Source organism: Sulfurovum sp. NBC37-1 (assembly GCF_000010345.1).
Lineage (GTDB): Bacteria > Campylobacterota > Campylobacteria > Campylobacterales > Sulfurovaceae > Sulfurovum.
On record NC_009663.1, the window covers coordinates 1500555 to 1526409 of the forward strand.

Sequence of the window (25855 nt, forward strand, 5' to 3'; positions counted from 1 at the left end):
ATGTCAGCAACAGCATGGTTAAGTAAAAAACTCAGCAGCGGAAAGATTCTGTGTCAGGCCTGCGCACAATCCTGTAAGCTTGATGAAGGCGAATACGGGATCTGCGGCATCAGAAAAGTCGAGGACGGCGAGCTCAAACTGTTGGTGTATGGACTTGCATCCGTGGTAAATATCGACCCTGTAGAGAAAAAACCCATGTTCAATTTTCTACCCGGAAGCAGAGCTTTCTCGTTTGGGACTGTAGGGTGTAATTTTTCGTGTAAATTTTGTCAGAACTTTGATATCTCCCAATATCCTAAGGAACACAACCACCAGATATTCGGCAAAGAGTACCCGCCGGAACGCATTGTTGAACTTGCAATAGAGAATGAATGCCAGTCCATCGCCTATACCTACAATGAGCCCATTGTCTTTTTTGAGTATACCTATGATACAGCAAAACTTGCGCATGAAAAAGGATTGAAAAACATCTATGTCACCAGCGGATTTGAAACACACAAGGCTTTGGACCTGCTGGCACCCTATATCGATGGTATGAACATTGACATCAAAGGATTTACCGAAGAGTTCTACAAGGAGATCTGCGGCGCAAGGCTCAAACCGGTACTCGAATGTGTCAAATATGCCCATGAAAAAGGTATATGGATCGAGATCACGACACTGTTGATCCCCGGCAAGAACGATTCTGACGAGGAGATAAGAAATATTGCCAAATTCATTGCAGAAGTCGATCCGACCATGCCATGGCATCTCTCCGCATTCTACCCCATGTACAAAATGCTCGACGTACCGCCTACACCGGGATCAACACTGCGCAGAGCCTACGAAATAGGCAAAGAAGAAGGGCTGAAGTACATTTATGTAGGCAATATCGAGGATGAAGAGCATGAATCGACCTACTGTCCTCAATGTGCTGAGAGAGTAATAGACAGAACAGGACATATAGGACAGTATGTTACCAATGAACTTGACGATAACGGGATCTGTCCGCATTGTGGATACGCCCTTGAAGGAGTTTGGCACTAAAAAGGAATAAACAGTATGAAAAAAACCGCCTTCATAGTCGTTTTTATGGTGAAGCCCGTTTTTTCAGTACAAATGAAGTGATCGGATTGTTAAAAAAAGCCGGATTTTCCGAGATCGTCTGCACCCAAACCCTTTTTGGAAAAGATCTGGAGCAGATGGACACTGCAGTCAAAAATGGGTGCGGAGAAGGAGCCTTTATAGCTATTCGTGCCCACAAAGATGATCATGGGACAATTGAAACAGAAACATCATAACAGACTCTTTGTTTTATAGAGAGTGCAAAGGAAATCCAGAGTCTCGTAGAAACGCTACCAGTTCCTTTTTGTGTGTTTTGATCTTCTCCACCGATTCATGACCTGCATTCTCTACTGTCAAGAGCCTGATATTTGATTGCTGGCATTCCCTCTTGATAATCAATGCATCTTCCACTGGTACCGTCCGGTCTACTTTTCCATGGACCAGCAGGACCGGGCATTTGATGCGGCATACAGTATTGACAGGGGCTATCTCCTCGTAGCGATATCCGATCACCCACTCGACATAACGGATGATGAAGGTGACCAAGAAGGCGGGGATATGCTGTCGCTTCAGAAAGCGCTGCATCATCCATTCGGGATGTGCAAAGGCAGAGATACTGATCACGGCATCAATGTCACTTCGTCTGGAAGCTGCGAACAGTACTGCTCCACCACCAACTGAGTGTCCCAACAGCGCTATTTTACGGGAATATTCAGGATACTTGAGCTTAAGCCATTCAATTGCCTTTTCCAAATCCTCGGCGAATCGGGGAAGGGATGAAAAACTGTCTCGATCACTGCGGCCGTGATTACGTGCATCTACCAGCAGCACATTCATTCCGGCCTGATGAAAAGGAAGTGCCATAGGCAGCATCTGCTCTGCATTACCGCCCCAGCCATGAAGGATCACCATAGTAGTGGTGGCACCGGGAACCGGAAGCAGCCAGCCAAACAGCCGCTTTTGTGAAAGAGTAGGGATGGATACGGTCTGAAACACCAATCCCACGCTGCCCGGATCCGTCTTCTCAGGATTCCTGGGTACCCGGAAACCGAGATGTATCATGGCCAGCAACAGTAGTAGGATTGCTGTAAAGATCAGGATGATAGTAGTGAGATACCACATATCATTTCCATACTTTCCTCTTCAGAGTTAATATACATTTTATCCAAGTAGCGGTCACCTTTTACGGGACAACTTTCTCGCATAATAGAGATGATTGTCATATTCCAGTTCAAGTAGTTTTCCTTCATCGATCAGGTCAGTGACGACACCCCAGCTACTATTTGCTTTCTTCAAAAATGCCTCTACAGCCTCTTTTCGCATCGGATGTACCGATGTAATACTCAAAAGGTCTGATTTTGCATCACCGGTAAACGCAAAATCATCACCTTCGTATCCGATGATCAACTCTGTATCGATACCATGGTCGGTAAATATCTGATACGCCATTGTTAATACCTCTTCCCCAGGTGCTTTGACCCACTCTTCTGCCGGTGGTCTGGTCGGAATGGAGATGTAGCTTTTCGTCGGTTGTATTTTTTGTAAAAAAGCTGCTATTTTGGTCAGCTCTTCTTTGGAATCGTTTATCCCCTCTACAAGCATTGTCTCGGTAGCATAAAAACCTCGGAATTCAGACTTGAAATCGATCATTCCCTTTTGTATATCGTCAAGTTTCAGGCTTTTATTGGCTCTATTGACTTTATGCCATAGATGTTCAGTAACAGCATCCACTTTTAATGAAACCCAGTCCGCTTTGCACAGATCCTTGCGTACATCTTCCCGCCAGATCAATGAAGCATTGGAGATAACAGCGATTTTTATACCAAATTTATGAAGTGCTACGATCTCATCGTCCAGATGGATATCGAGTGTTGGCTCACCATCGGGGACAAAGGCGAGATAATCGATCGTCTCATTTTTCTCTTTTACCGCTTCTACACGTATTTTGGCCGATGCGACCAGATCCTCTACTGCGTAAAAAGGTGTTCTTTCAATTTGATTGTGAAGTGTTCTGCCTAACTGACAATAGACACAGCCATAAGAACATACTTTTGCGGGAATATTGTTAATTCCCAAACTTCTTCCCAGTCTTCTTGAGGGAACAGGCCCAAAACTTAATTTTTCCAATTCTTCTGTTTTCATTTGGAACTCTTTTTATTTAAATTCAAATACTTTTACTGCTGAGGGATTATCATCCCCTCTCATCTTGTATCGCTTTTTCAAATATCTCTTTATTTTCTTGGCTGTGAAATATAAAAGAGACTTTTATATCGTGTTTGTCATCCAAAAAACCTTTAACAGCTTCATAGGCAATACGTGCTGCTTCAGCTTTGGGATAACCGTATATCCCCGTAGAGATGGCCGGAAATGCAATATCATTGCATCCAAGCCCCAATGCAGTTTTAAGTGAGTTCTCATAACATGAGGCCAAAAGTGATGGACACCTGTCACCACAGCTGCGATAAACAGGTCCTACTGTATGGATCACATACCGGGCAGGCAAATTGCCAGCCGTTGTTGCAACTGCCTCACCCGTTGGAAGTCCATCAGGGTACTGTGTTCGGCGTATCTCTTTACAGGCTTCAAGGATGGCTGGGCCCCCTGCTCTATGTATGGCACCGTCCACACCGCCGCCGCCCATAAGAGAACTGTTCGCCGCATTGACAATGGCACAGACATTCTCCTTTGTGATGTCACCCGTTTTTATGATAATATTATTGTGCACATTGCACCCCTCAATGATATTCAATTTAAATTTTAGTGTATAATACTTTTTATGAGGAGAAGTTTATGCCACGATCACATAAAATAGTCTATACCATTTATATCGTAATCTGGACAGTTTTGGCTATCAATCCCAAGTACCGTGAAGACTGGTTGCTTGAAAATGTTCTGGTATTCATCGTTTTTCCGACAGTTATCTGGCTGGATAAAAAATATCATTTTACTTTGACAAGCATTATTTTTCTTCTTATCTTTGCCGGCCTGCATTCTCTGGGCGCACATTTTACCTATGCAGAGATGAAATACTTCGACCTCATTACACAGTTCTTCGGATTTGAAAGAAATAATTTTGACCGGGTGGTACATTTTCTTTTCGGTCTTCTGGCTTTCAGGGCAATTTTTGAACTGGTCGCACCGGGTATCACCCATGTCAAGAAAGCACTTTTCTTTACTTTCACGGTAGTTGTAACTATCTCAGCATTCTATGAGTTACTCGAATGGCTCGCTGCGATCATCTTCCACCCCGAACTGGGTATAGCGTTTCTGGGAACCCAGGGAGATGTATGGGATTCACACAAGGATGTCACCGCTGCAATATTTGGTGCTTTGATCAACCTGGCTTTTTACAGGAGCTATGCAAAACTGTTGCTACAAAGAAATCAAGGGGACAAATAGTCCCTGTCAGTCTTTTTTCTTCTCACTCAAGTCTTTTTCATTTACATTACACAATAAATCTTGTTCTTCTTTGACCTGAAAGGCACTCGGCCTGCTTTTATGAGAAATTTTCAGGATCATCGCTGTAAGGACTGCACCGCCCGGAACGATCCAGACAATGGTCAATCCCGTCATTTTGAAAAGATCAAGCACCTGAGCCCCGGCTTTCCGGTACTCTTTTTGTCTAATAAGCGACGGTATCTCGACGGTCTCTTTGAATTCCACATTCAGACCTTTGCCGATGTTCTTACTGAAGACAGTGAATTTTTTAATGTGTTTTTTCATTATTAATCATCTTCAATCTAATCAAATGGTTTTTAAATTTATTATCGGGATAGAACCCTCTATAAATTGTTTTGACAGACTCCAACCGATGCAAGCATCGGGGAAATCTTTCAGATTTATACAGGATCATTGTGCCAATATATGAGTGGGATTATAACCAAAAAAAGTAAACTGTGGATCATTCATTTATTTTGGCTCTATCTTGTATTATAGAGATTTAATCTTATTATTACTACACCATCCTCTCATGAGTGAAAAGTCATCTACCAATAAGGTCAATACAATATTACACCACGGAAAACCGTGATGTTTGAACTGTGATGTGATATGCTTAAGAAATATTAACTTTTATCTCACCATTCTGGACGTCGAATTCGACATTGCTGCCTTCGACGACCTTGTCTTCAAGGATGAGTTCGGCCAGTCTGTCCTCAACCACTTCGTAAAGTGCTCTCTTGAGCGGTCTCGCGCCATAGACCGGGTCGAAACCGGCTTCGGCGATATACGCTTTGGCAGCCGGTGTGAGTGTGATACTGATATCACGCTCTGCCAGCTTCGCCTGGACACTCTTGAAGAGTATATCCACTATACTGGTGATCGCTTCAAGATCGAGCGGATTGAAGATAACGATATCATCGAGACGGTTAAGAAACTCCGGTTTGAAATTCCTTTTCAGTTCGTCATTGACCGCTTTTCTTCTGTCTTCAGGATCTCTGAACTCCATGATCTTGTCCGACGCGATGTTCGACGTCATGATGATAATGGTGTTCTTGAAGTCCACCGTCACTCCTTTGTTGTCTGTAAGACGTCCGTCATCGAGTACCTGTAAGAGTGTGTTGAACACATCAGGGTGCGCCTTTTCGATCTCATCGAAGAGTACGACAGAGTACGGCTTTCTTCTGACCGCTTCTGTCAGCTGTCCACCCTCTTCATACCCGACATATCCCGGAGGCGCACCGACCAGTCTGCTGGCTGCATGTTTCTCCATGTACTCACTCATATCGATACGGATGAGCGACTTCTCGGAGTCGAAGAGGAACTTTGCAAGCGTTTTAGCCACCTGTGTCTTACCGACACCGGTCGGTCCGAGAAACATGAAGCTTCCGATAGGCCTGTTCACATCGCTGAGTCCCGCTTTGTTACGCTTGATGGCACGTGCTACGGCTTTGAGCGCCTCTTCCTGCCCCACTACCTCTTCTTTGAGAATGCTTTCGATCGCAAGGATCTTCTCTTTTTCACCCTGCAGCATCTTGTTGACGGAAATACCTGTCCAGCGGCTTACGATGCTGGCGATCATTTCTTCATCCACAGAGTTCTTGAGCAGTGTGCCTTCTGCCATCATCTGGTTCCACTTGTCTTCAAGCGCCTTGAGCTCTTCCTGTTTTGCAGGGATCTGCCCATACTCGATCTCAGCGGCTTTGTTGAAGTCACCCTCACGCTTGACCTGCTCTGCCTGTACTTTGAGTGACTCGATGGCAGTTTTGACCTCTGCGATCTGGTTGAAGACCTCTTTTTCGTTCTCAAACTGGTTCTGCAGCGAAGTACGCTTCTCTTCGAGATCTGCAAGCTCTTTCTCTATCTCTTCAAGACGTGCAGTGTTCTTTTCACTCTCTTCCATCTTGAGCGCCTCTTTCTCGACCTGAAGTGTCGAGATCTCACGCTTAGTCTTGGCTAGTTCGGTCGGTTCACTCTCGATCTGCATTTTCAGCTCTGCTGCAGCCTCATCAATCAGGTCGATCGCCTTGTCCGGCAGGAACCTGTCGGTGATGTATCTGTCCGAGAGTTTTGCCGCAGCTACCAGTGCACCATCGGTAATGATGACATTGTGGTGCGTTTCAAGTCTGTCTTTGATACCTCTGAGGATCTGTAATGCCTCGTTGATACTTGGTTCATCAACTTTGACCGGCTGAAAACGTCTCTGTAGAGCTGTGTCTTTTTCGAAATACTTTCTGTATTCTTTAAGTGTTGTTGCACCGATGGTATGCAGTTCACCTCGTGCCAGTGCCGGCTTGAGGATGTTGGCCGCATCCATACTTCCCTCACTTGCACCTGCACCGACAATGGTGTGGATCTCATCGATGAAAAGAATGACATTCGCCGCTTCCTTGACTTCATCGACAACGGCTTTGAGTCTGTCCTCGAACTCACCTCTGTACTTCGCACCGGCGATCAAACGGCTCATGTCAAGAGAAATGACGCGCATATTCTGCAGACTTAAGGGAACCTCTTTGTTGACGATACGCTGTGCCAGACCTTCAACGATAGCTGTTTTACCGGTACCTGGTTCACCAATGAGTATCGGGTTGTTCTTGGTCTTACGGATAAGGATCTGCATCACACGCTGAACCTCTTCGTCTCTACCGATGACCGGATCGAGCTCTCCGTCCAATGCTTTCTGGTTCAAGTCAATTCCGTACTGTCCCAGCGCTTCAAGCGTCTCGTCACCGGATTGTGACTCGATCTGCTTGCCGCCGCGGATGGACTCCAGTGTCTTCTTGAATTCAGAGATATCGACATACTTGCCCAGTATATCTCTGATAAAACTCTCATCGGCATTGGCGAGCAGCCATGCATCGACTGCCAGGTACTGATCTCCGTTGGCCGCCATAACGCCCTCTGCGTTCTGTAGTGAACGCACGAGGTTCTGCCCCAGCTTGATGTTCTCTTTGGTCACCGTTGTGACTGTCGGCAGTTTGTTCGCCACGGATTTGGCTTCCAGCTCGACCGCTGCCTTGTCGACATTCATTTTATTGAGCGCCTGGTTCAGAATGGAATTGCTGTTGGTCAGCAATGCCCATATAAGATGAATAGGTTCTACTTCCTGGTTTTTATTATGTAGTGCGAGGGATACTCCCGATTCGATGGTACCCTGCATTTGGTTGGTTAATTTCTCTAAAATACTCATAACACTCTCCTGATAATTGATTAATTTGACATATTATACAACTTTAGTCACTTCTTGTCAAGTTTATTTAATGATTTTATGCAATTTCAGACAAAATAGATCCTATTCCATAAAAAAGGTATTTAACTTCAATTTACCCTCACTTATTATGATACTTCATGGAACCTTTTGGAAACAGCAACCTCTTAGAGAGATTTCTATAAAATAATAACTCAATTAATGGAGACAACTCACCCATGATCAAAAAAAGTAAAAAAATCATTGCTACCGGCTTGATTTCTACCCTGACAGCGGCTTACCTTTTCGGCGGCCTTGCGCAGGCAAAGAACACAACAACAGAATCTACGGCTAAAGACAAACTCGAAGCGTATATCAAATTTACGCAGATCCTCAATGTAATAGAGAAAGAGTACGTCGATGAAACAAACACGACCGATCTTATAGACAAAGCACTTAAAGGCCTGATGGCCAACCTGGACTCCCACTCTGCGTTTATGGATACCAAAGCATACAAAGACCTTACCGTACAGACCAAAGGTGAATTCGGAGGTCTTGGCATCTCTGTGGGAATGAAGGATGGTGCACTCACGGTCATCGCCCCGCTTGAAGGTACACCGGCTATGAAAGCCGGTATCAAAGCAGGAGATATCATCCTCAAGATCGACAACAAAGCAACGATCGGTATGACCATAGATGAAGCGGTCAAGCTGATGAGAGGAAAACCAAAAACGGATATTGAACTGACAGTGGTCAGGAAGAATACTCCCAAACCGCTTGTCATCAAGATCACAAGGGATATCATCAAGATACAGTCCGTTTATGCAAAGAAATTTGAAAAAGAGAAAGGACTGCTCTATCTCTATGTCACCTCATTTGACCAGAAGGTCGTAGAAAGTGCGCAAAAGGCCATAAAGGAACACAACAATACCAAAGGGATCGTACTGGATCTCAGGAACAACCCGGGTGGACTGCTGGACCAGGCGGTTGGACTTGTAGATATGTTCGTTGACCATGGCGTTATTGTCAGCCAGAGGGGCCGTGTTAAATCAGAAAATATTGAATACAGGGCGACCAAACCAAATACCGATACCACTACACCGATGGTCGTTCTTGTCAACGGCGGTTCGGCAAGTGCCAGTGAGATCGTCTCGGGTGCACTGCAGGATTTCAACCGTTCTATCGTAGTGGGAGAGAAGACCTTTGGTAAAGGTTCTGTGCAGGTGGTTATGCCCGTGGGAGATAATGAAGCTCTCAAACTGACTGTGGCCCGTTACTACCTTCCAAGCGGACGTACCATTCAGGCAAAAGGTGTTACGCCGGACATCATTGTACATTCTGGCGAGATCCCCAGAAAGAAGGATTCACTCTTTCTCAAAGAGGCGGACCTCAAAAAACATCTTGAAGAGGAACTTGCAAAGGCCGATGCCAATGCAACGAAGAAATCGATCAGAGTGGACATCAATGCGTCGGACGCCAATACGACCGTATCGCTGGAAGATAACAAAACGATCATCTCAGAAGATATGCTCTACAAAGATGCACAACTCAAGATCGGAGTGGATATTCTCAAAGCGTTGGTAATTACAAATAAAGGAAAGAAATAATGGTAACTGATCCAGTGGTCAAAGAAACCCTTGTCTACGAAGGAAAAGCAAAGAAGATCTGGTCAACAGAGTATGAAGACCTTTATATTTCCGAGTTCAAGGACGATCTTACAGCTTTCAACGGTGAAAAGAAGTCAAGCGAGGAAGGCAAAGGGGCTCTGAACAACAAGATCTCCACTGAACTGTTCAAATACCTCAATAAAAAAGGTATTCCAACTCATTTCGTAGAGATGCTCGATGACAACCACATGCTTCATAAGAAAGCGGACGTCATCCTTATCGAAGTGATCGTAAGGAACATCGCTACGGGAAGCCTCAGTCGGAACCTGGGTATCGAAGACGGCAAAGTACTTCCGTTCACACTGGTCGAATTCGACTACAAGAACGATGAACTCGGCGACCCGAAGCTCAACGACCAGCACTGTCTCATTCTTAACCTGGTCCATGACACTTCCGAGTTGGACTATATCCGCTATATGGCAAGACGCATCAATGATCTTCTCAAAGCATTTTATGCACAGCGTAATCTGACCCTGGTCGATTTCAAACTTGAGTTCGGACGCGATATGGACGGTAACATCATCCTCATCGACGAACTCAGTCCGGACAACTTCAGACTCTGGGACTCCGTGAGCGGAGAGAGTATGGACAAAGACCGTTTCAGACAGGGTCTCGGTGGACTCAAGGTGGCGTACGAAGAGGTACTTAACAGAATATTAGGGGAGATAGAATAATGACAACAGCAATCGTAAATGTATTTTTGAAAGAGGGTGTACTCGACCCGCAGGGAAAAGCGGCACACCATGCATTGGATTCACTCGGATTCAAAGGCGTTAAGGATGTACGGATCGGCAAGCAGATCGTACTGCAGCTCGATGTAGACAAGGAAAAAGCGGAAGCGGAAGTAAAAGAGATGTGCGAAACCCTGCTGGCCAACACGGTCATCGAAGATTATACGATAGAGATCAAGTAAGATGAAAGTAGCAGTATTACGATTTCCGGGAACGAACTGCGAGTTCGATACCCAGTATGCATTCGAAAAACTGGGACACAACACTGAACTGGTATGGCATGAAGATGAAACCCTGCCCGAAGCGGTAGACCTTGTCGTCGTACCCGGAGGGTTCTCGTACGGGGATTACCTCCGTTCCGGTTCCATTGCAAGATTTTCTCCTGTCATGAAAGCGGTGAAAGCCTATGCGAACAATGGCGGAAAAGTGCTCGGCATCTGTAACGGTTTTCAGATATTGACCGAAGCGGGTATGCTGCCCGGAGCACTGAAGCGCAATAATAATCTTCACTTCATTTCCAAATATCAGAACCTCTGTGTGGTCAACAATGACAATGCCTTTTTGAACCAGTGTGAAAAAGACGAAGTGCTCAATATACCTATCGCCCATGCAGACGGAAACTACTATATCGATGATGAAAGTCTGGAAAAACTTGAAGCCAACGGACAGGTCCTGCTAAGATATTCCGATGCAGAAGGCAACAGAGTGGTCGTGAACGGTTCAGTGACCTCCATTGCAGGTGTCTGCAACGCATCCAAGAATGTCTTTGGACTTATGCCCCATCCGGAACGTGCCCTCGAAGCGATCCTTGGAAGCGAGGATGGTATTCGTATGCTTAAAGGTTTTGAAGCCTGATGCCATTTCTGCGTTCATTCGGCGTTATGCTCATAGTAGTGTTCTCATTCACTACCCTCTTGAACGCGCAGGCTGAATACAAATACAGTTATGTTCCAAAAAAGGTGTATGAACACCAACTCTTCCCCGTTACGGTGATCGATATCACCAGTGAAAAAGACGACAACCCACAGTTCCAGTTTGACACGATGAGCCCCATTCAGCCTATTTTCAAGGTTCCCCTGGTGGTCCATAACGGAAACGACAGTTTCTATACCTTTTACTTCAAGGCCGACAAGGTCGATATCAAGATACCAAGACTTTTTATCGTCTCACCCAGTGTTGACACCTCTCTGGAGCCGCAACTCATTCCTATGGCGCACCTCAAGCCAAGAGAGGACTTTTGCGGGGTGCTTGCTGCCGACATGAAGATCAAGGGTTCACAAGTCTCCAACTATGATGAGAAGAATCACCTCGTCACCCTTTCCATAGAAGCCTTTGAAGCCAACCTCGAAGATATGCATCTCAAAAGTGCGGAAGAATCAGGCCTTGAGGAGCTCAAAAGAAAATTTGCCAAAGTGGAAGCGGAGTTTTACATTGTCGTGCCCGTGGAACAGAAAAATATCAAGTTCACCTACTTCAATACCATCAAGAACCAGTATGTTTTTCTTGAAGCTTCTGCGGAACTTGCCGATGATACTGTAGTGACACAGTCTGACCTTAACCCCAAAGAGGACAGTTATGAAAAGCTGAAGAAATACACGTTCATGTTCCTCGTAGGCTTTTTCTTTTTCTTCTTCCTCATTAAAAGAGATTTCTTCTTTCTCGTGTTAGGGGTCATCTCACTCATTACCCTTTTGACCTTCTACATCCCACACAAGAAGATCTGTATCAAACAGGGGGCTCCGCTCTATCTTCTGCCGACACAAAACAGCTCCATAGGTACGAAGATAGACGAGGACCTGGAAACACCTCTGCTGGGGGAACGAGACGAGTTCCTAAAAATAGAATACAAAAACGGAATTATAGGATGGGTGAAACATGAAGATCTTTGCGAAAATTAGATTTGGCTGGAATGCCTTTGTCATCGCCGTAAATACCGGCCTGATCATGATACCTGCGATCATACTCTTCCCAAAATATAAGGGTCCGATCATGCATCATCTGAACCGTCTTACACTCTTTCTAATGGGTGCGAAAGCTGCACAGGAAGGCGAAATGGACCCTGAAGCCGATATGATAGTCATGAACCATCAGGGCATCGTCGATATTATCGGTATGGAAGCACTGCAGAACAACCACCTCAGATGGGTGGCGAAAAAAGAACTTTTTTCCATGCCGCTCTACGGATACCTGCTGCGCTTCGGAGACATGATCTCTCTTGACCGAAGCAGCAAGGCTGGCCTGATCAAACTGATGAAGGATGTCAAAGAGTCCATTGAAGAGAAACACCGTGCCGTTGCCATCTTCCCGGAAGGGACCAGAGCCAAAGACCAGAAGGTCCTTCCCTTCAAGCAGGGAACCAAAATGATCGCTGAAAAACTAAAGCTTAAAGTACAGCCGGTCGTGATCACCGGAAGTAAGCGGGTAGTGAACGAGCATGAAAAAACCGGCCATGGCGGTACGATACACTACAAGTTCCTGCCAACCATTGATGTAGGCAAAGAGGACAAAGAGTGGTTCGATAGAATTCACGATCAAATGCAGAAAGAGATAGACAATGAATTTACAAACCATCATCGCAGTCGCTGATATTACCGCTATAGAGTACGGCCAATTTATAAAATATTAGGAGCAACAGTGTCATCATTACAACAAGAGATCGAAAAACACATCAAAAAACTGGTACATCCGCTTAAGGATGAAGAGGAACTTCTGGCTGCACTCAAGCTCAAACTGACTAAAAAGGAACTCAAACTGCTCAAATCCTGGGCAGAAGAGACCTCGCTTGACGAAATCAAAACCAAGCTAAACCTCGACGAACAGCACTATGCAGACCTCTCCTCAAAGCTCATCAAAAAGCTCAACCAGGAGAAGATCAAGCAGGCGATCTGTCTTTAGTGTACCTCTACTAATACATGGGCACTTCTAAGTCTTTTTGCTCTATCATATGGATAAGGCTATCAACAGATAGTCAATTAAAACAATTTCAAAGGATCAAAAATGTTAAAAAAGAAAAAGATCAAAAAGATCATCAAAAAAGAATTCGAAAACAGATATAGAAAAGAGTTGAAGCAGGAGATAAAAAAACACATCAAAGACTACAAGAAAAAAGAGAGAGCCGAAAAAAAGAAAAAGAAATAATTCTAACGCTATTTCAACTGTGGAGCAAGCCGAATAGCCTGCTTCACTTTAACTCATTGTAGGGATGTCACTTTTTATTTTCATAGGTTTGATTGTAACATTACCTTCTTTCTGAGGTGTATTTTTCTGCTCTTTTTTCTCTTCCGTACTCTTTGGATTTTCCTCCTTTTTCATCTCTTTCTTTTCATAGTTTGGTTTAGGCACAACCACCTTATCCTCTTTTTTCTTCGGTTTCATCAAAGTCGGTACCGTACCTACTTTAGCAGGTTTCACAGCTGATTTTTTCTTGCCGATCGTCACGATCAGTTTTCCATCCTTATAGGCTGTTTTGATAGTAGACTCATCGGCATCGATAGGAAGGGAAGTACTCTGCTGGTACATTCTGACCGAGCGAGACTGGCTCACACCGTACTGGCTCTTTTGCTCTTTCTCCTGCACGACCTTTGCAGTGATGTTCATCATACCATTAGCAGTATTGATATCGATATGGTTTTCTTTGCTTTCAGGGATATTGGTCACAAGTTCATAATGATCACCTTTATCCAGAAGCTGGTTCTGTACGGCCATTTTATAGGTTCCTATCGGGCTTACAAGGCCTGATGAACGTTGATTCATGCGATGCTGCATTCTCTCGAACATTTTGTCCATATTTTTTTGCATCTGCATCATCTCTTTGAATATATCATCTCCGAACGGATCATTGAAGAATGGATCATTGAACGGATCGCTTGCATGAAGGGAGAGTGCAGTTACGACCGGTAAGGTCAAAAGTAATAATTTTTTCTTTAACATGAATTGCTCCTTATAACTGTTTTTCACATTATAGAAAGTAAAGTTTAACGGTTTTTTAACGCTGGTTCAGGTCATTCATGGAAAGTTCACTGACACTGCTCTTGCCCATAACCGCAAGGAGCGAACGTATACCGTATAGCAGTTCATGATGATAACTGGCGACACTTTTGGCTTTTTGAAGTACCAGGTACTTGCTCCGCTTGCCTTCATCCATTGTAGCAAGCCCGACAGGACAGTTTCGCCCTCCCGCTCCGGAACATTCTCTGGCACGGATACACCCGGCAGAGATCATAAAACCTCTGGCAATATTGATAAAGTCTGCTCCGTAGCACAAAAGTTCAATTACGTCATCGGGAGTAAGGACTTTTTCCGCAGCGATGACCCTGATATCATCCCGAAGACCATACGTTTCCAACACCTCGATCACGATCTGCAGGGCTGCACGTATGGGAAGCCCGATCTTGCTCATCATCTCCAGCGGTGCGGTTGCAGAGCCACCGTCACCTCCGTCTATGGTAAGGAAATCGGCAATGCTTTTACCGGCATCTTTTCTCTCTTGGAGTACCTCGGCATAGCGTTCAAAGTCTTCTCTGGTCGAAATAACTATCTTGAAACCTACCGGTTTATCAGAGAGTTCCTGCAGTTCAGAGATGAAATCAAAAAAAGTATCCATATCTTTGGCATAAGGAAAACGGTTGGGGCTTATGAGGTCCTTGTGCGCTGGTATACCCCTGTAATAGGCGATATCATCACTTACTTTCGCTGCCAGAAGTTTTCCTCCTGTCTGCTTGGCCCCCTGTGCGAGTTTCACCTCGGTCATACGGCAGAATCGCATCACTTTCCGGTAGCGTTCGGCATCAAATTCACCTTTTTCATCACGTACTCCGTACAGGCCGGAACCCATCTGAAAGGTAATATCCGGTACGGAATGCGGTACTCCTGTCGGGAAATAGGAGATATCCTGCGTCCAGTCTATACGGAAATAGAGCAGTTTTTTGTTGTCAAATATAAAGGTGCCTCTGTCTTTCTGTCTTACGACCATCTTTCTGTAGACACGCTGGGCTATCTCTTTGTTGCTGAAAAAACACAAAAGCCTATAGACTGATCTTGCAAAAATCGTCCCTTTTCTGATCTCGAGGTAGTCGGTACAGTTACAGTCCTCCACGTTCAAAGAGGCCAGAAAATTTGACGTGAGCCCGCCCTCTCCGGTGTTGATGGGAAATTGTCCTTTATAGGCACCGATGGAAAAAGCCCGTGTCCCCTCCGGCGAGATGGCCCCGTCACTCATGGCCGAACGTCCTATGATACTTCGACTGACATAGGGAATTTTTCTCTTCTCTCCGAATGTAACAGAAAAAGCTTCCTGCACTTCATCTACCTCTTTGACAAAGTTGGCATGTTTGAACAGTATTATCTGATTGGCATAAGGTTTGGTCGGAGAAAAAGAGAGGTAGGGGCTCTCTTTCTTTGCAACCTTATTGATCCAAAGCAGCTTTTCGAAAGAATCATAAAAAGTCTCATCCCCGAAGTACTGACGCATGGGGCCGCGCAGCATGTAGAAGAAGTAGCGTAATCGCCCGATGAGCGGATAGTTGATGAGAAGCTGATTCTTTCTCTGTATGAACCTGTCATATATGGCTACTATGATAAATATAATAAGAATAGCGACAATGGAAAGCTTGATCAATATGCTCCAGTCCGAAGCGATCAGAGGGAAATGTTCTATGAGATGCTCTTTATTCATCTTTACCATCCTTGAAGATCACTCTGTCCAGACTGTATTTCCCTGCACCGTAGGAGGCAAGGAAACTCAGGAAAATAAAATAGTAGAGCGGTATTTCAAAACCGTTGCCGGCGACAGAGAACCCATACTGCAGATGGACGAAAAGAATGGCACCCAGCATCACACAGGCCAGCAGTACCGAAACAATGCGGGTATAAAGCCCCAGTATGAGAAAGATGATCCCCATCAGCTCGATGCCGGAGACAAGATAGGCCGACAAAAGCGGGAAAGGGATGGAGATACTCTCAAACCACTGTACCGTCTCTTTCATATTGTTTATTTTCATCAGTGCCGGTTTGGCAAAGCCATAGGCCAGCACCAGCCGGACCAGTAAACGCACCAGGTTCTGAGGATAAGATAACAAGACCGCCGCTTCAGCAAAGAAATCTTTCATACTGCTCCCCTAAGGTTTTCATTGGGATCATTATAGGATTTGATTGTGTAAAGCGTGTGCATTCAGGTAATTTCTGCAGTTGCCTGTTAAGAGAGGTTTTTTTTAAGCTTCCAGGCGAAAGCGGCAGGTACCCAGTGTGACGGTCTTGTCTTTTTTGATCTCCGAGAGAATATACTGAAGCGTTGATTCAGGATCTGTTTCCGGCATTTCTTCAGCAACCATTTTTAAAGCATCTTTTTCACTCGTTCTCACCCATTTTTTCTCATAGGTGTACTGGGTATAGAATGTCAATTACACCAATCCCATCTCAGCGAAGATCGGTTCGACCTCCATCCACCAGTTCTCGAATCTAACGGCAATATCGTTAATGGCATTGTCTTCTTCCCTCCACTCTTTGAGCTTCTGGATGATCAAAGGTTTGTCCTCTGGCGTCACCTTCTCTGATTTTTCTACTTTTTCTATTACTTTATCAATTTTTTCTTTCATTATATGTATCCTTAATAGTTTATTTGAAATTATACCTGTTTATGCTGTGGTGATTCAAATTCTCTTCCCAACGCTAACAGGTCCTCATCTATCATGTACTTTTTGAAGGCAACATCCTTTATGTCTTTGCAGATAAACATACCGTCATCATAACAGACCACTTTGCTTTTGGTTCCCTCACGCAGCGCATCAATGGCAGAGGTGACAAAATGAAAAGCCATCAGACGGTCATGCACGGTCGGAATGCCTCCTCGCTGGATGTGTCCCAACACTGTCATGCGTGACTCGATATCGATCTCCTCTTCGAACCATCGGACGATCTGTTCGGTATTTTTCAACGCTTCGGAAACGACAGCGATAAAGTAGGTCCTGCCCTGCTCTTTCTCTTCGAGGAACTCTTCTTTATAGACTTCAAGATTATAGGGAACCTCAGGTATCAGGCACATCTCTGCGCCTGAGGTAAGGGCCGAGACAAGTGCCAGATAGCCGCACTCCCTCCCCATTACTTCAATGACAAATGCCCGACCGAATGAGGAGGCGGTATCGCGGATGGAATCGATCGCCACCCTGATGGCGTTCAGTGCCGTATCGACCCCGAGGCAGTACTGTGTGCCGGCAATATCGTTATCGATCGTAGAAGGAATACCGATGAAACCGATATCATTACATTCGTCCGAAAGCTTTTGCATACCTTTGAAAGAACCGTCACCTCCCAGCACTATCAAACCGTCTATGCCATGTCCACGGAGATTTTCCAGCGCTATTTGCCTGTAAGATATTTCTTTGAAACGCTCCGATCTTGAAGTCCGTATTTTAGTGCCTCCAATGGATATGATCCCAGCTACATCAGAGTAGTCCGCTTTACTTATTTTGTTATCGATCAGGCCCTCATATCCGTTCTCGACAAAGAAAGGTGTCAACCCCTGATCGAAGGCATACTCGACAAAACGTTTCAGTGCCGCATTCATACCGGAGACATCACCGCCGGAGCAGAGTATTGCGATATTTTTCATTTTTTCTCTTTACGTAAATTTTAATTGGATTTTTTAGTGCGCAGCTGCACACCTTTATACACATCAATCATACATATTATCACAACCTTTATTTAAAAAACGATGAATATCTCCAATCGTGTAAGATATCTATTATTCCCATGCTCCTTCTTATACTCAGCTGAAAAATAGTCACCAAGGTAAAGTGGCATATCTCCCAACTGTACACTTTGTCCCAACTGATACTTCGTTTCCTGTCCATAGCTCGATACACCAAAAAGAAGAAAAAAGAGCAACAAGAATCTCAGCATCTATATTATTTACCTATTAGTTTATATGGATTTTATTTTGGAGTATATCATAATCACATTTTAAGATATGTTATAATCCTTCATCATGAAAGAGTTATTGACCCAGGAATACAAACGTATCCTACGTTATATCGAAGTTCTAATCGTTATTGTCGCCATCGCAGCAATCTACAATTTCGTCTCCCCTACCTCGAAGCATAAAACCTTCTACCTCTCAGGATCCACCTCTAAAGAGGTAGCCAAAAATCTTGAAAAATATAGCTATACAGTCACTTTCATCGATCAGGTATTTATGCATTTGGGTACACTTCCCAAAGAGGGATGGTATCATGTCGAAGATACGAAGAAAAGCAGGTACACATTCTTCTCCTCCCTGCATAAAAAAAAGGCCGGTACCATGAAAGTGGTAGTCTATGCAGGGGAAACAGCCAAAGAGCTCTGCCGCCGTTTGGCGAATGACATGAAGCTTGACCCAAAGAAACTGCTTGAAGAGTATGAAGTACGTTCGCGTTTCAAAGAGGGGGATATTTTTGCGCAGAGTTATACCCTTGCCAGAAAGGCGGATGCATTTGCTGTCATGCAATACCTCTTTGATCGATCCTGCAAAGAACTATCAGCATTTGAAAAAGAGTATTTCAAAAACAAACCTGAACACTCCACCATCCGAATACTCCTGACCATCGCTTCCATCATCCAGAAAGAGAGCAATTCGGCCAAAGAGATGCCGCTGATATCATCGGTGATCTACAACCGCCTAGACAAAAAAATGAAACTGCAGATGGACTGCACACTGAATTACGGTGAGTACTCCCATGTCATTGTCACTCCGGAGCGCATAAAAACAGACAATACCTACTTCAATACTTACAGATACAAAGGATTGCCACCCCTGCCACTGGGTACGGTCACCATGGAAGCGCTCAGAGCGGCAATGATGCCTACAGAGAGCGAATATCTCTTCTTTATGCTTACCCCAAGCGGAGTGCACAATTTTGCAGTCACTTATGAAGAGCATTTGAAGAACATCAGGGCATTCAGGGAGTACCAGAAAAAAAGGAAAGCCCAGCAAGAGGCAGAAAGCAATGCAACGGTCAAAACCGATACAAACCGTACAAAGGTTTAGGGAATATCGGGCGGGGTGATCTTCTTTCCGAGTTTTGCATAGCTCTTGCCAATACGCGCGATGGCATCGAGCTCGAGCGTCATCTTCTCACTGTCCGCAATGATGGACTCATTGATATAGAGCTGTTTGATCTCTATGATAACAGGAATCGTTTTGCTTCCCTTCAGATCGACCTCCTGGAGGTATTCGCAGAAGAAAGCAGTCTTCACGCCTTTCACCATGGGAGGGAAACCTTCTACCACCTCTTCCGTGGGGATATCGAAGAGTTCGCTCTCGCTGACATCGGCATCTACCCCTTTTGAGCTGAAATGCATCGCTTCAAGCTGTTCCTCTTCGATCATACAGACCACGCACTTCTTTGTTTCACGGAGATTGCGCAACGTATCTTTTGGCGTACCGTCGGGACGATGCCCGATGGAGACGATCATCGTGGGAGGGTTGGAGGAGAGACCGGTAAAGTAGGAGAACGGTGCAAGGTTGAGAATCTCCCCCTTTGTAACAATCCAGGCAATGGGACGGGGAATGATGAGCTGGGACATCAATGCATATTTTTCAGTCAGTACCCTGTTTTCAAAATCGATGATCATGCTTCTCTTCCCTCTCCTTTAGTTTTCATGCTGTTCGACAAAATCTTCATAGTTCCCTTCGAAATCCGTCACGGTTCCGTCCTCATTGATTTTGATGATACGGTTTGCAAATGCATCGATGAGCTCACGGTCATGGGAGACACAGATGGCCCCTCCCTGATAGTTGTGGAGTGCTTCACCCAGTGCGACAATGGCTTCAAGGTCCAGGTGGTTGTTGGGCTCGTCGAGTACCAGAAAGTTGGCGGAATCCATCATCATTTTTGAAAGCATGACACGGTGTTTCTCTCCACCGGAACAGGCATCTATCTTCTTCTTCTGCTCTTCGCCGGAGAAGAGCATACGCCCCAGTGTTTTTCTGATGTCGTCTATGTGCCATTTTGGGTCGAAGCCCTGTATCCACTGCGGCAGTTCTTCATCGCCGACCACGACATCCGTCGTATTCTGTGGAAAATAGGTCGTAGTGATCGTCTGTCCCCAGTTGAACTTTCCGCTGTCTGCCTCAAGTTTTCCCATAAGAATTTCCAATAGGGTCGTTTTACCCACACCATTTGCACCGATCAGTGCGATCTTGTCACCCTTGTTAACCTTGAACGAAATGTTTTCAAGCACTTTTTCATCACCATAGCTTTTACTCAGGTTCTCCACTTCAAGTACTTCGTTCCCGATCTCCCTGTGGGGCTTGAACATAATGGAAGGGTCTCTTCTGCTTGAGAGCTTGATCTCCTGTACATCGAGTTTATCGAGCTGTTTTTGTCTAGAGGTTGCCTGCTTGGCCTTGGATGCGTTTGCCGAGAATCTTGCGATGAATTTCTCCAGCTCCTCTTTTTCTTTAAGCGCTTTGCTTCTGTCTGACTGAGCCTGCTTCGATATGAGGTTGGCAGCGATGTACCACTCATCATAATTGCCCGTGAATTCACGGATATTCTGGAAATCGAGGTCCAGAATGTGCGTGACCACACCGTTGAGGAAGTGTCTGTCATGCGAAATGACCAGCAGGGTTCCTTCATGGCGCTTGAGTTCATTCTCCAGCCATGCGATCGTCTCCATGTCAAGGTTGTTGGTAGGCTCGTCAAGCAGCAGGACATCGGGTTTGAGGAAAAGCACCTGTGCCAGCAGGATCTTGAACTTGTCCCCGCCGGTAAGCGAGCTCATCAGGTCGTCATGCTGTTCTACCGGGAAGCCCAGTGTGGTCAGCAGTTTTTCGATCTTGACATCGCTCTCATAGGTCGGGTCTTCATCGGCACAAATCATTTCGAGTTCCGCCAGGCGGTTGTTCACTTCGTCACTTTCGAAGTCGCCTTCCATATAGAGCTTCTCTTTCTCTTTCTGTGCATCGTAAAGCTTTTTGTTCCCGTAAAGTACGGCATCTTTGAGCGTGAAATCCTCAAAGGCATACTGGTTCTGGCTGAGCATACCGAGTTTGAGTCCAGGCTGTAACTGTACTTCACCGTCACTTGGTTCCAGCTCACCGGCCAGGATCTTCATAAACGTGGATTTTCCCGCGCCGTTGGCTCCGATGAGGCCGTAACGCTTTCCCGCATCCAGAGTGATGTTGATCTTGTCGAAAAGAACGCGTTTTCCGTATCGTTGTGTCAAATTAACTGTACTGAGCATAGTATTATCCTTCTTAATTCAGTATTTAGGGTTATTAGAGATGCCCTTATATAATATTGATGCGATTTTACCCAAATCTTCTGAAAGTGCAAAAAAGAGTATCGAATAAACTTTTTAGTATAATCGTCAAAAAATTTTCAGGACAGACAGATTTATGAAAAGAAGAGATTTTTTCAAAAAAGCCGCCACGGTTGCCGGGAGTGCCGCATTGGGCGGAAGCACACTTATGGCAGATGAAACAGGCCACCCTGTAGACAACAGAAAAGTGTCAGACATTGCCCTTCCGCAGAAAAGACCGCTGATCACCTACTCCGACAGGCCTCCACTGCTCGAGACACCAAGGGAAGTCTTTGCCAATGCCATTACCCCCAACGACCTTTTCTTCGTGCGCTGGCATATGCCGATGATCCCTACCTACATCAACCCGCACTATTTCAGCATCTCCATCGACGGTGAAGTAAAAAAGCCCACGAAAGTATCGCTCAAATCGCTTAAAACGGAGTTCGAAGCTGTCGAGATCACATCCGTACTCCAATGCGGCGGGAACAGCCGAAGCGCTTTCCACCCGACACCCGGCGGCATCCAGTGGGGGCCTGGCGCAATGGGCTGCGCCAAGTGGAAAGGAGCCCGGCTCAAAGACGTACTGGCAAAAGCAGGTCTGAAACCGAACGCCGCATGGATCAAATTCAATGGCCTTGAAAAACCGGTTTACAGCAAAACGGACCGTTTCGTCCGTGCGCTGGAACTCAGCAAGATACACGACGACATCATCATCGCTTACGAAATGAATGGCGAAGAGCTTCCCTACCTCAACGGTTTCCCTGTACGGCTCATTCTTCCCGGCTTCTACTCCGACAGCTGGATCAAAATGCTCTCCAACATTACCGTCACCGACACAAAACCACCGCTGCATTTCATGGACCATGCCTACCGCATTCCTGACAATAATTGCGAATGTGAAACACCCGACCATCTTGCAGAAAAGACCAAACCGATAGAGGAGATGAACGTCAATGCTCTGATCGGCTATCCGGTGAACGGTACGAAGGTCAGAAAAGATGCAGAACTCATTGTCAGGGGCGTTGCCTTCGACGGCGGCCACGGCATTGCCAGAGTTGAGATCTCGACCGACGGCGGAACAGGCTGGCAGGCTGCATCACTCGATGACGGCAAGCAGGGGAAATACGCCTACCGAACCTTCACTTACAGACTCACACCCGACCGGACAGGCAGCCTGTCCATTATGGCCAGGGCCACCAATACCAAAGGTGAAACACAGCCTTTTGCTCACGAGGTAAAATGGAACCGAGGCGGCTACAAATACAACGGTATCGACGAAGTTGCTGTGGAGGTACTGTCATGAAAAAATTCACAGCACTCTTCATGCTCTTTGCCTGCCTGCACTCCCTGCATGCCAATGAAACGGTAAAGATAGAAAAGGGGATCAAAATACCCCATATAGAGTTCCCCATGAAAGAGGGAAAAGGCATGTACTCCACCAAAGGAAAATGCAACATGTGCCACTCTTTCGGTTACATTATTAACCAGGGGAATCAGTCCAGAAAATTCTGGCATGACAAAGTCATTAAAATGATCAAAGTCTTCAAGGCACCTATTTATACCAAGGAGGATATAGATACGGTGACGAACTATCTCTTTGAGAATTACGGGAACGGAAAGGAAGAATAGGCAGTATTTTACCTGCCATTGTTTCGTAGGGTGCTGTCCCCTGACAGTACCATTTTCATCCTAAACAATGCAACATACATTGCAGTTTTGATTTATTGGTGCCGTGAGGACACGGCACCTACGCGTCTAGCAATTCAACAATCTTTTCTATGGGCCGTCCGATAGCCGCTTTGCCGTCTTTGATGACAATAGGCCTTTCGATCAGCTTGGGATACTCAGCCATCGCTTCGATGAGTTTCTCTTCATCCTCAACTTCTTTAAGCCCCAATTCCCTGTAGATCTCCTCTTTGGTACGCATCAGTTCACGTGCCGAAATGCCGAGCATCTTCAACACCTCTCTGATCTCCTCTTTTGTCGGCGGAGTCTCAAGATATTTGACTACTTCAGCCTCTATACCTTTTTCTTCAAGTAGCATAGCCGCATTTCTCGATTTGCTGCATCTTGGGTTATGCCAGATAATCACTTTACTCATTTTATCACTCCTTTTTCTTTTTCGGTTTCAACAATGCTTCAAAATCTTTAAGAGGGACAGCCATAGAGGCAAGATACCCCTGATAGGTATCACAGTCTACATGCTGAAGATATTTCAAGGTATCATTATTTTCAACACCTTCAGCGACAATTCCCAAGTGAAATTTTTGTCCTATCGCAACAACCGCTTCTACTATCATTTCATCATCCTGGTTCATATTTCGTATAAACGACTGGTCAATCTTTATAACATCAACAGGTAGCTCTTTAAGATGCGATAATGAGGAATAACCTGTGCCAAAGTCATCAATGGAGAAAGCAAATCCGAAACCTTTCAATTCCCTGATCTTTCGTATGGCATCGTCAATATTTCGTATAATACCACTCTCGGTTATTTCCAATTCAAACCATTCAGGTTTTACTTTATGTTCTTTTACAAGCAGCATTATTTTTTCAACGAAATGTGGCTCCAGGAAATGCACCGTACTGATATTGATAGAAATATGATGTAAACTGAATCCTCCCATATCCCTGTTCATCTCTTTAACATCTTTAAATATCCTGTCAAATATCCATTCTTCAAGTTTAATAATGATTCCACTCTCTTCAGCAAGTTGAATAAATGCATCTGGCAGAACAAGGCCTTTTTCAGGATGGTGCCATCGAATCAATGCCTCAGCACCAATGATCTCATTTGTTTTTACCTTCAGTTGGGGTTGATAATACATTTCAAATTCATCATCTTTAATAGCTCTATGTATATCATTTTCAAGCATGAGTTGTTCTTCGACCTGCGTACTCATACTGTCTTGATAAAATTTCATACTGCCTCGTGTACTCTTTTTCGCTTCATACATAGCGGTCTCGGCGCGTTTTAAAAGGTCAAAGGCTGTTGCCTCTGTATCTGCAAAAAGAATAGCACCGATCGAAAAACTCACATGATGATCTTTCCCAACTACTTTTATTGGCCGTGTAAAATGCTGATTAAACTTTTCAACATATTCAGTAGTAGCATCTTTGGCTGTATTTTCATCCATGCCGATATTAGGAATTAAAATAACAAATTTATCACCGGCCACTCTTGCCAGTGTTTCGTGACTGCCAATAAACTCTTCAATCCTGTGAGCTACTTGTTTAATGACTTTATCACCAATATCCTGGCCAAATGTTGTATTGATCTTTTTAAAATTATCTATATCAAGAAAAAGCAATGCGCCATAGTTTTTAGTGGATTTTTTGACTTCAGCAAGATTTTGAAGTTTATCCATGAGAAGTGTACGATTTGGAATATTAGTAAGCATATCATAATAAGCATTTCGAAGCATCTTTTCCTGTGCGGTGACCTCATTTGTAATATCATTCACAATGGCTATACCACCGGTAATATCTCCCTCGCTGTTAAGCATTGGTATAGTTGACAGGTCGACATAAAGATTTTCTTCTATAGTGCCACTGATCATTTGAAAAGGACCACGGTAATCTCCTGTTTGCCGTTTAAAAACCTTTTCATGAACTTCAAGAATCTTGGCATCATCAATATCTTCGTAAAGAGAGATACCCAAAAGGTCTTCTTTATTTTTTATATTACTCATCTTCCTGAATTGTTGATTCACATCTTGGAGGATTAATGATTCGTTATAGTAATAAATACCTACAGGTGCACGTTCAAATAGAGAAAAAAAACGTTCCCTGAGCTTATCATGGGATACTTTAATATCAATAAACTGCTGACGATCTTCCAATGATTTATTAATGATTTTCCCATAATAATTTGCTGCAAGGATCAGGACAAGGACAAGAGAAAGTACTGCATAGGCGAAATTTAAATACAGATCACCAGCTAAAAAGAAAAGCCGCCATACGATTGGCCCATACATCACAAATATATAGCTTAAAAGTAAATCCCTTTTTGTCGCCAATACCCCTAAAGAAGAGAAACCTACTGCAAAGAGAAAAAGAAGTAGTATCATTTGACCAAAAAGATTTGATTCAGGAAATAATAGAAATGCACTGCTTCCCCAGATAATTCCACTAAGCAGTACGTTAGTATAGTAGCGATCGAGCCATAGTTTTGCATTGTTATGCTTATTCTTTTCACTCTCTCTTTTAAACAGACTGTAGTGATAAATACGATAAAGAAACATAATAATATTCAGAAGTAACCAGATGCCAATTGAATACAAATCAACGGCTGTCATTTCCATAGCACTTAAAAGAAGTGCCCCTAGTAACTGGCCAAGCAGAATAATAGGTAAAGAGAGATAGAAAAAACTTAATTTATCATACTCTATACGTTCATACAACGTAATAGATGCATTAGAAATCATTCTCTCCATTCATCCAGCCTTTTACTCTCAATTGCAATCTCACAACCTCATTTTTACAGATATTATACACTTTTTCTCTTT

At 44.5% G+C, this 25855-nt stretch carries 30 protein-coding genes; 14 read left to right on the forward strand and 16 right to left on the reverse strand.

Annotated features, from left to right (window positions below; all coding sequences use genetic code 11):
- Entirely contained in the window at positions 1-1026 is a 1026-nt protein-coding gene (gene amrS / locus SUN_RS07525; protein WP_011981137.1) for an AmmeMemoRadiSam system radical SAM enzyme, read from the forward strand.
- A complete protein-coding gene (locus SUN_RS07530) occupies positions 1017-1280 on the forward strand; it encodes a hypothetical protein (RefSeq protein WP_011981138.1) in 264 nt (87 codons plus the stop codon). The genes amrS and SUN_RS07530 overlap by 10 nt, the downstream gene beginning before the upstream one ends.
- Before the next feature lie 13 nt (positions 1281-1293).
- On the opposite strand, the gene SUN_RS07535 is transcribed toward SUN_RS07530, so the two are convergent.
- The 3 genes from SUN_RS07535 to SUN_RS07545 are packed head-to-tail and all read right to left on the reverse strand — an operon-like array spanning position 1294 to position 3769.
- A complete protein-coding gene (locus SUN_RS07535; RefSeq protein ID WP_011981139.1) occupies positions 1294-2166 on the reverse strand; it encodes an alpha/beta hydrolase family protein in 873 nt (290 codons plus the stop codon).
- Between the two features lie 54 nt (positions 2167-2220).
- Positions 2221-3186 (reverse strand): radical SAM protein, encoded by a 966-nt coding sequence (locus tag SUN_RS07540; protein WP_011981140.1) that lies wholly within the window; start codon positions 3184-3186, stop codon positions 2221-2223.
- 49 nt (positions 3187-3235) lie between these two features.
- The gene (locus SUN_RS07545; protein ID WP_011981141.1) at positions 3236-3769 is read right to left on the reverse strand and encodes an O-acetyl-ADP-ribose deacetylase; all 534 of its coding nucleotides are present in this window, start codon (positions 3767-3769) and stop codon (positions 3236-3238) included.
- 65 nt (positions 3770-3834) lie between these two features.
- Here SUN_RS07545 and SUN_RS07550 point away from each other — a divergent pair, with 65 nt between their 5' ends.
- Positions 3835-4443, forward strand: a complete 609-nt coding sequence (locus SUN_RS07550) for a DUF2238 domain-containing protein (RefSeq protein WP_011981142.1) — start codon at positions 3835-3837, stop codon at positions 4441-4443.
- Between the two features lie 6 nt (positions 4444-4449).
- Here SUN_RS07550 and SUN_RS07555 read toward each other — a convergent pair whose 3' ends face one another.
- Both SUN_RS07555 and SUN_RS07560 read right to left on the reverse strand, forming a co-directional pair.
- On the reverse strand, positions 4450-4767 hold the full coding sequence (locus SUN_RS07555; protein WP_041672725.1) for a hypothetical protein: 318 nt from the start codon (positions 4765-4767) through the stop codon (positions 4450-4452).
- Between the two features lie 331 nt (positions 4768-5098).
- The gene (locus tag SUN_RS07560; protein ID WP_011981143.1) at positions 5099-7672 is read right to left on the reverse strand and encodes an ATP-dependent Clp protease ATP-binding subunit; all 2574 of its coding nucleotides are present in this window, start codon (positions 7670-7672) and stop codon (positions 5099-5101) included.
- Positions 7673-7908: 236 nt separating this feature from the next.
- Here SUN_RS07560 and SUN_RS07565 point away from each other — a divergent pair, with 236 nt between their 5' ends.
- The 8 genes from SUN_RS07565 to SUN_RS13655 all read left to right on the forward strand — a co-directional run bounded on the left by SUN_RS07565 (position 7909) and on the right by SUN_RS13655 (position 13205).
- Positions 7909-9276: a S41 family peptidase gene (locus SUN_RS07565; RefSeq protein WP_011981144.1), complete on the forward strand. Its 1368-nt coding sequence runs from the start codon at positions 7909-7911 to the stop codon at positions 9274-9276.
- 14 nt (positions 9277-9290) lie between these two features.
- A complete protein-coding gene (gene purC / locus SUN_RS07570) occupies positions 9291-10010 on the forward strand; it encodes a phosphoribosylaminoimidazolesuccinocarboxamide synthase (RefSeq protein ID WP_041673003.1) in 720 nt (239 codons plus the stop codon).
- Complete coding sequence (gene purS / locus SUN_RS07575; protein ID WP_011981146.1) at positions 10010-10249, forward strand: phosphoribosylformylglycinamidine synthase subunit PurS; 240 nt, start codon at positions 10010-10012, stop codon at positions 10247-10249. Before purC ends, purS begins: the two co-directional genes overlap by 1 nt.
- A 1-nt stretch (position 10250) precedes the next feature.
- Entirely contained in the window at positions 10251-10922 is a 672-nt protein-coding gene (gene purQ, locus SUN_RS07580; RefSeq protein WP_011981147.1) for a phosphoribosylformylglycinamidine synthase subunit PurQ, read from the forward strand.
- Positions 10922-11965, forward strand: a complete 1044-nt coding sequence (locus SUN_RS07585) for a hypothetical protein (RefSeq protein WP_011981148.1) — start codon at positions 10922-10924, stop codon at positions 11963-11965. Before purQ ends, SUN_RS07585 begins: the two co-directional genes overlap by 1 nt.
- Entirely contained in the window at positions 11943-12653 is a 711-nt protein-coding gene (locus tag SUN_RS07590; protein ID WP_011981149.1) for a lysophospholipid acyltransferase family protein, read from the forward strand. Before SUN_RS07585 ends, SUN_RS07590 begins: the two co-directional genes overlap by 23 nt.
- Before the next feature lie 48 nt (positions 12654-12701).
- Positions 12702-12962 (forward strand): hypothetical protein, encoded by a 261-nt coding sequence (locus tag SUN_RS07595; protein WP_011981150.1) that lies wholly within the window; start codon positions 12702-12704, stop codon positions 12960-12962.
- Positions 12963-13064: 102 nt separating this feature from the next.
- On the forward strand, positions 13065-13205 hold the full coding sequence (locus SUN_RS13655; protein ID WP_169745661.1) for a hypothetical protein: 141 nt from the start codon (positions 13065-13067) through the stop codon (positions 13203-13205).
- A 48-nt stretch (positions 13206-13253) separates the two neighbouring features.
- Here SUN_RS13655 and SUN_RS07600 read toward each other — a convergent pair whose 3' ends face one another.
- The 7 genes from SUN_RS07600 to SUN_RS07630 all read right to left on the reverse strand — a co-directional run bounded on the left by SUN_RS07600 (position 13254) and on the right by SUN_RS07630 (position 17963).
- Complete coding sequence (locus SUN_RS07600) at positions 13254-13997, reverse strand: Hsp20/alpha crystallin family protein (protein WP_011981151.1); 744 nt, start codon at positions 13995-13997, stop codon at positions 13254-13256.
- A 55-nt stretch (positions 13998-14052) separates the two neighbouring features.
- Positions 14053-15741, reverse strand: coding sequence for an FMN-binding glutamate synthase family protein (locus SUN_RS07605; RefSeq protein ID WP_011981152.1), 1689 nt, complete (start codon positions 15739-15741; stop codon positions 14053-14055).
- Entirely contained in the window at positions 15734-16174 is a 441-nt protein-coding gene (locus tag SUN_RS07610; protein ID WP_011981153.1) for a DoxX family protein, read from the reverse strand. Before SUN_RS07610 ends, SUN_RS07605 begins: the two co-directional genes overlap by 8 nt.
- A 102-nt stretch (positions 16175-16276) precedes the next feature.
- Positions 16277-16465, reverse strand: a complete 189-nt coding sequence (locus SUN_RS07615; protein WP_011981154.1) for a hypothetical protein — start codon at positions 16463-16465, stop codon at positions 16277-16279.
- Positions 16466-16660 carry a hypothetical protein gene (locus SUN_RS07620; protein WP_011981155.1) on the reverse strand — a complete coding sequence of 65 codons (195 nt, stop codon included), beginning with the start codon at positions 16658-16660 and terminating at the stop codon, positions 16466-16468.
- Between the two features lie 29 nt (positions 16661-16689).
- Positions 16690-17673, reverse strand: coding sequence for a 6-phosphofructokinase (locus SUN_RS07625; protein ID WP_011981156.1), 984 nt, complete (start codon positions 17671-17673; stop codon positions 16690-16692).
- A gap of 92 nt (positions 17674-17765) precedes the next feature.
- Positions 17766-17963: a hypothetical protein gene (locus SUN_RS07630; protein ID WP_041672726.1), complete on the reverse strand. Its 198-nt coding sequence runs from the start codon at positions 17961-17963 to the stop codon at positions 17766-17768.
- Positions 17964-18048: 85 nt separating this feature from the next.
- Here SUN_RS07630 and mltG point away from each other — a divergent pair, with 85 nt between their 5' ends.
- Positions 18049-19086 carry an endolytic transglycosylase MltG gene (gene mltG, locus SUN_RS07635; protein ID WP_012083226.1) on the forward strand — a complete coding sequence of 346 codons (1038 nt, stop codon included), beginning with the start codon at positions 18049-18051 and terminating at the stop codon, positions 19084-19086.
- Here mltG and SUN_RS07640 read toward each other — a convergent pair.
- On the reverse strand, positions 19083-19673 hold the full coding sequence (locus SUN_RS07640) for a flavin reductase family protein (RefSeq protein ID WP_012083227.1): 591 nt from the start codon (positions 19671-19673) through the stop codon (positions 19083-19085). The genes mltG and SUN_RS07640 overlap by 4 nt on opposite strands.
- Positions 19674-19691: 18 nt before the next feature.
- On the reverse strand, positions 19692-21287 hold the full coding sequence (locus SUN_RS07645; RefSeq protein ID WP_012083228.1) for an ABC-F family ATP-binding cassette domain-containing protein: 1596 nt from the start codon (positions 21285-21287) through the stop codon (positions 19692-19694).
- A gap of 154 nt (positions 21288-21441) precedes the next feature.
- Here SUN_RS07645 and SUN_RS07650 point away from each other — a divergent pair, with 154 nt between their 5' ends.
- Entirely contained in the window at positions 21442-22650 is a 1209-nt protein-coding gene (locus SUN_RS07650; protein ID WP_012083229.1) for a molybdopterin-dependent oxidoreductase, read from the forward strand.
- Complete coding sequence (locus SUN_RS07655; protein WP_012083230.1) at positions 22647-22976, forward strand: hypothetical protein; 330 nt, start codon at positions 22647-22649, stop codon at positions 22974-22976. The genes SUN_RS07650 and SUN_RS07655 overlap by 4 nt, the downstream gene beginning before the upstream one ends.
- Before the next feature lie 118 nt (positions 22977-23094).
- Here the strand turns inward: SUN_RS07655 and arsC are convergent, their stop codons facing one another.
- Positions 23095-23448, reverse strand: a complete 354-nt coding sequence (arsC, locus tag SUN_RS07660) for an arsenate reductase (glutaredoxin) (RefSeq protein ID WP_012083231.1) — start codon at positions 23446-23448, stop codon at positions 23095-23097.
- Positions 23449-23452: 4 nt separating this feature from the next.
- On the reverse strand, positions 23453-25783 hold the full coding sequence (locus SUN_RS07665) for a putative bifunctional diguanylate cyclase/phosphodiesterase (RefSeq protein ID WP_012083232.1): 2331 nt from the start codon (positions 25781-25783) through the stop codon (positions 23453-23455).
- Positions 25784-25855 lie beyond the last annotated feature (72 nt).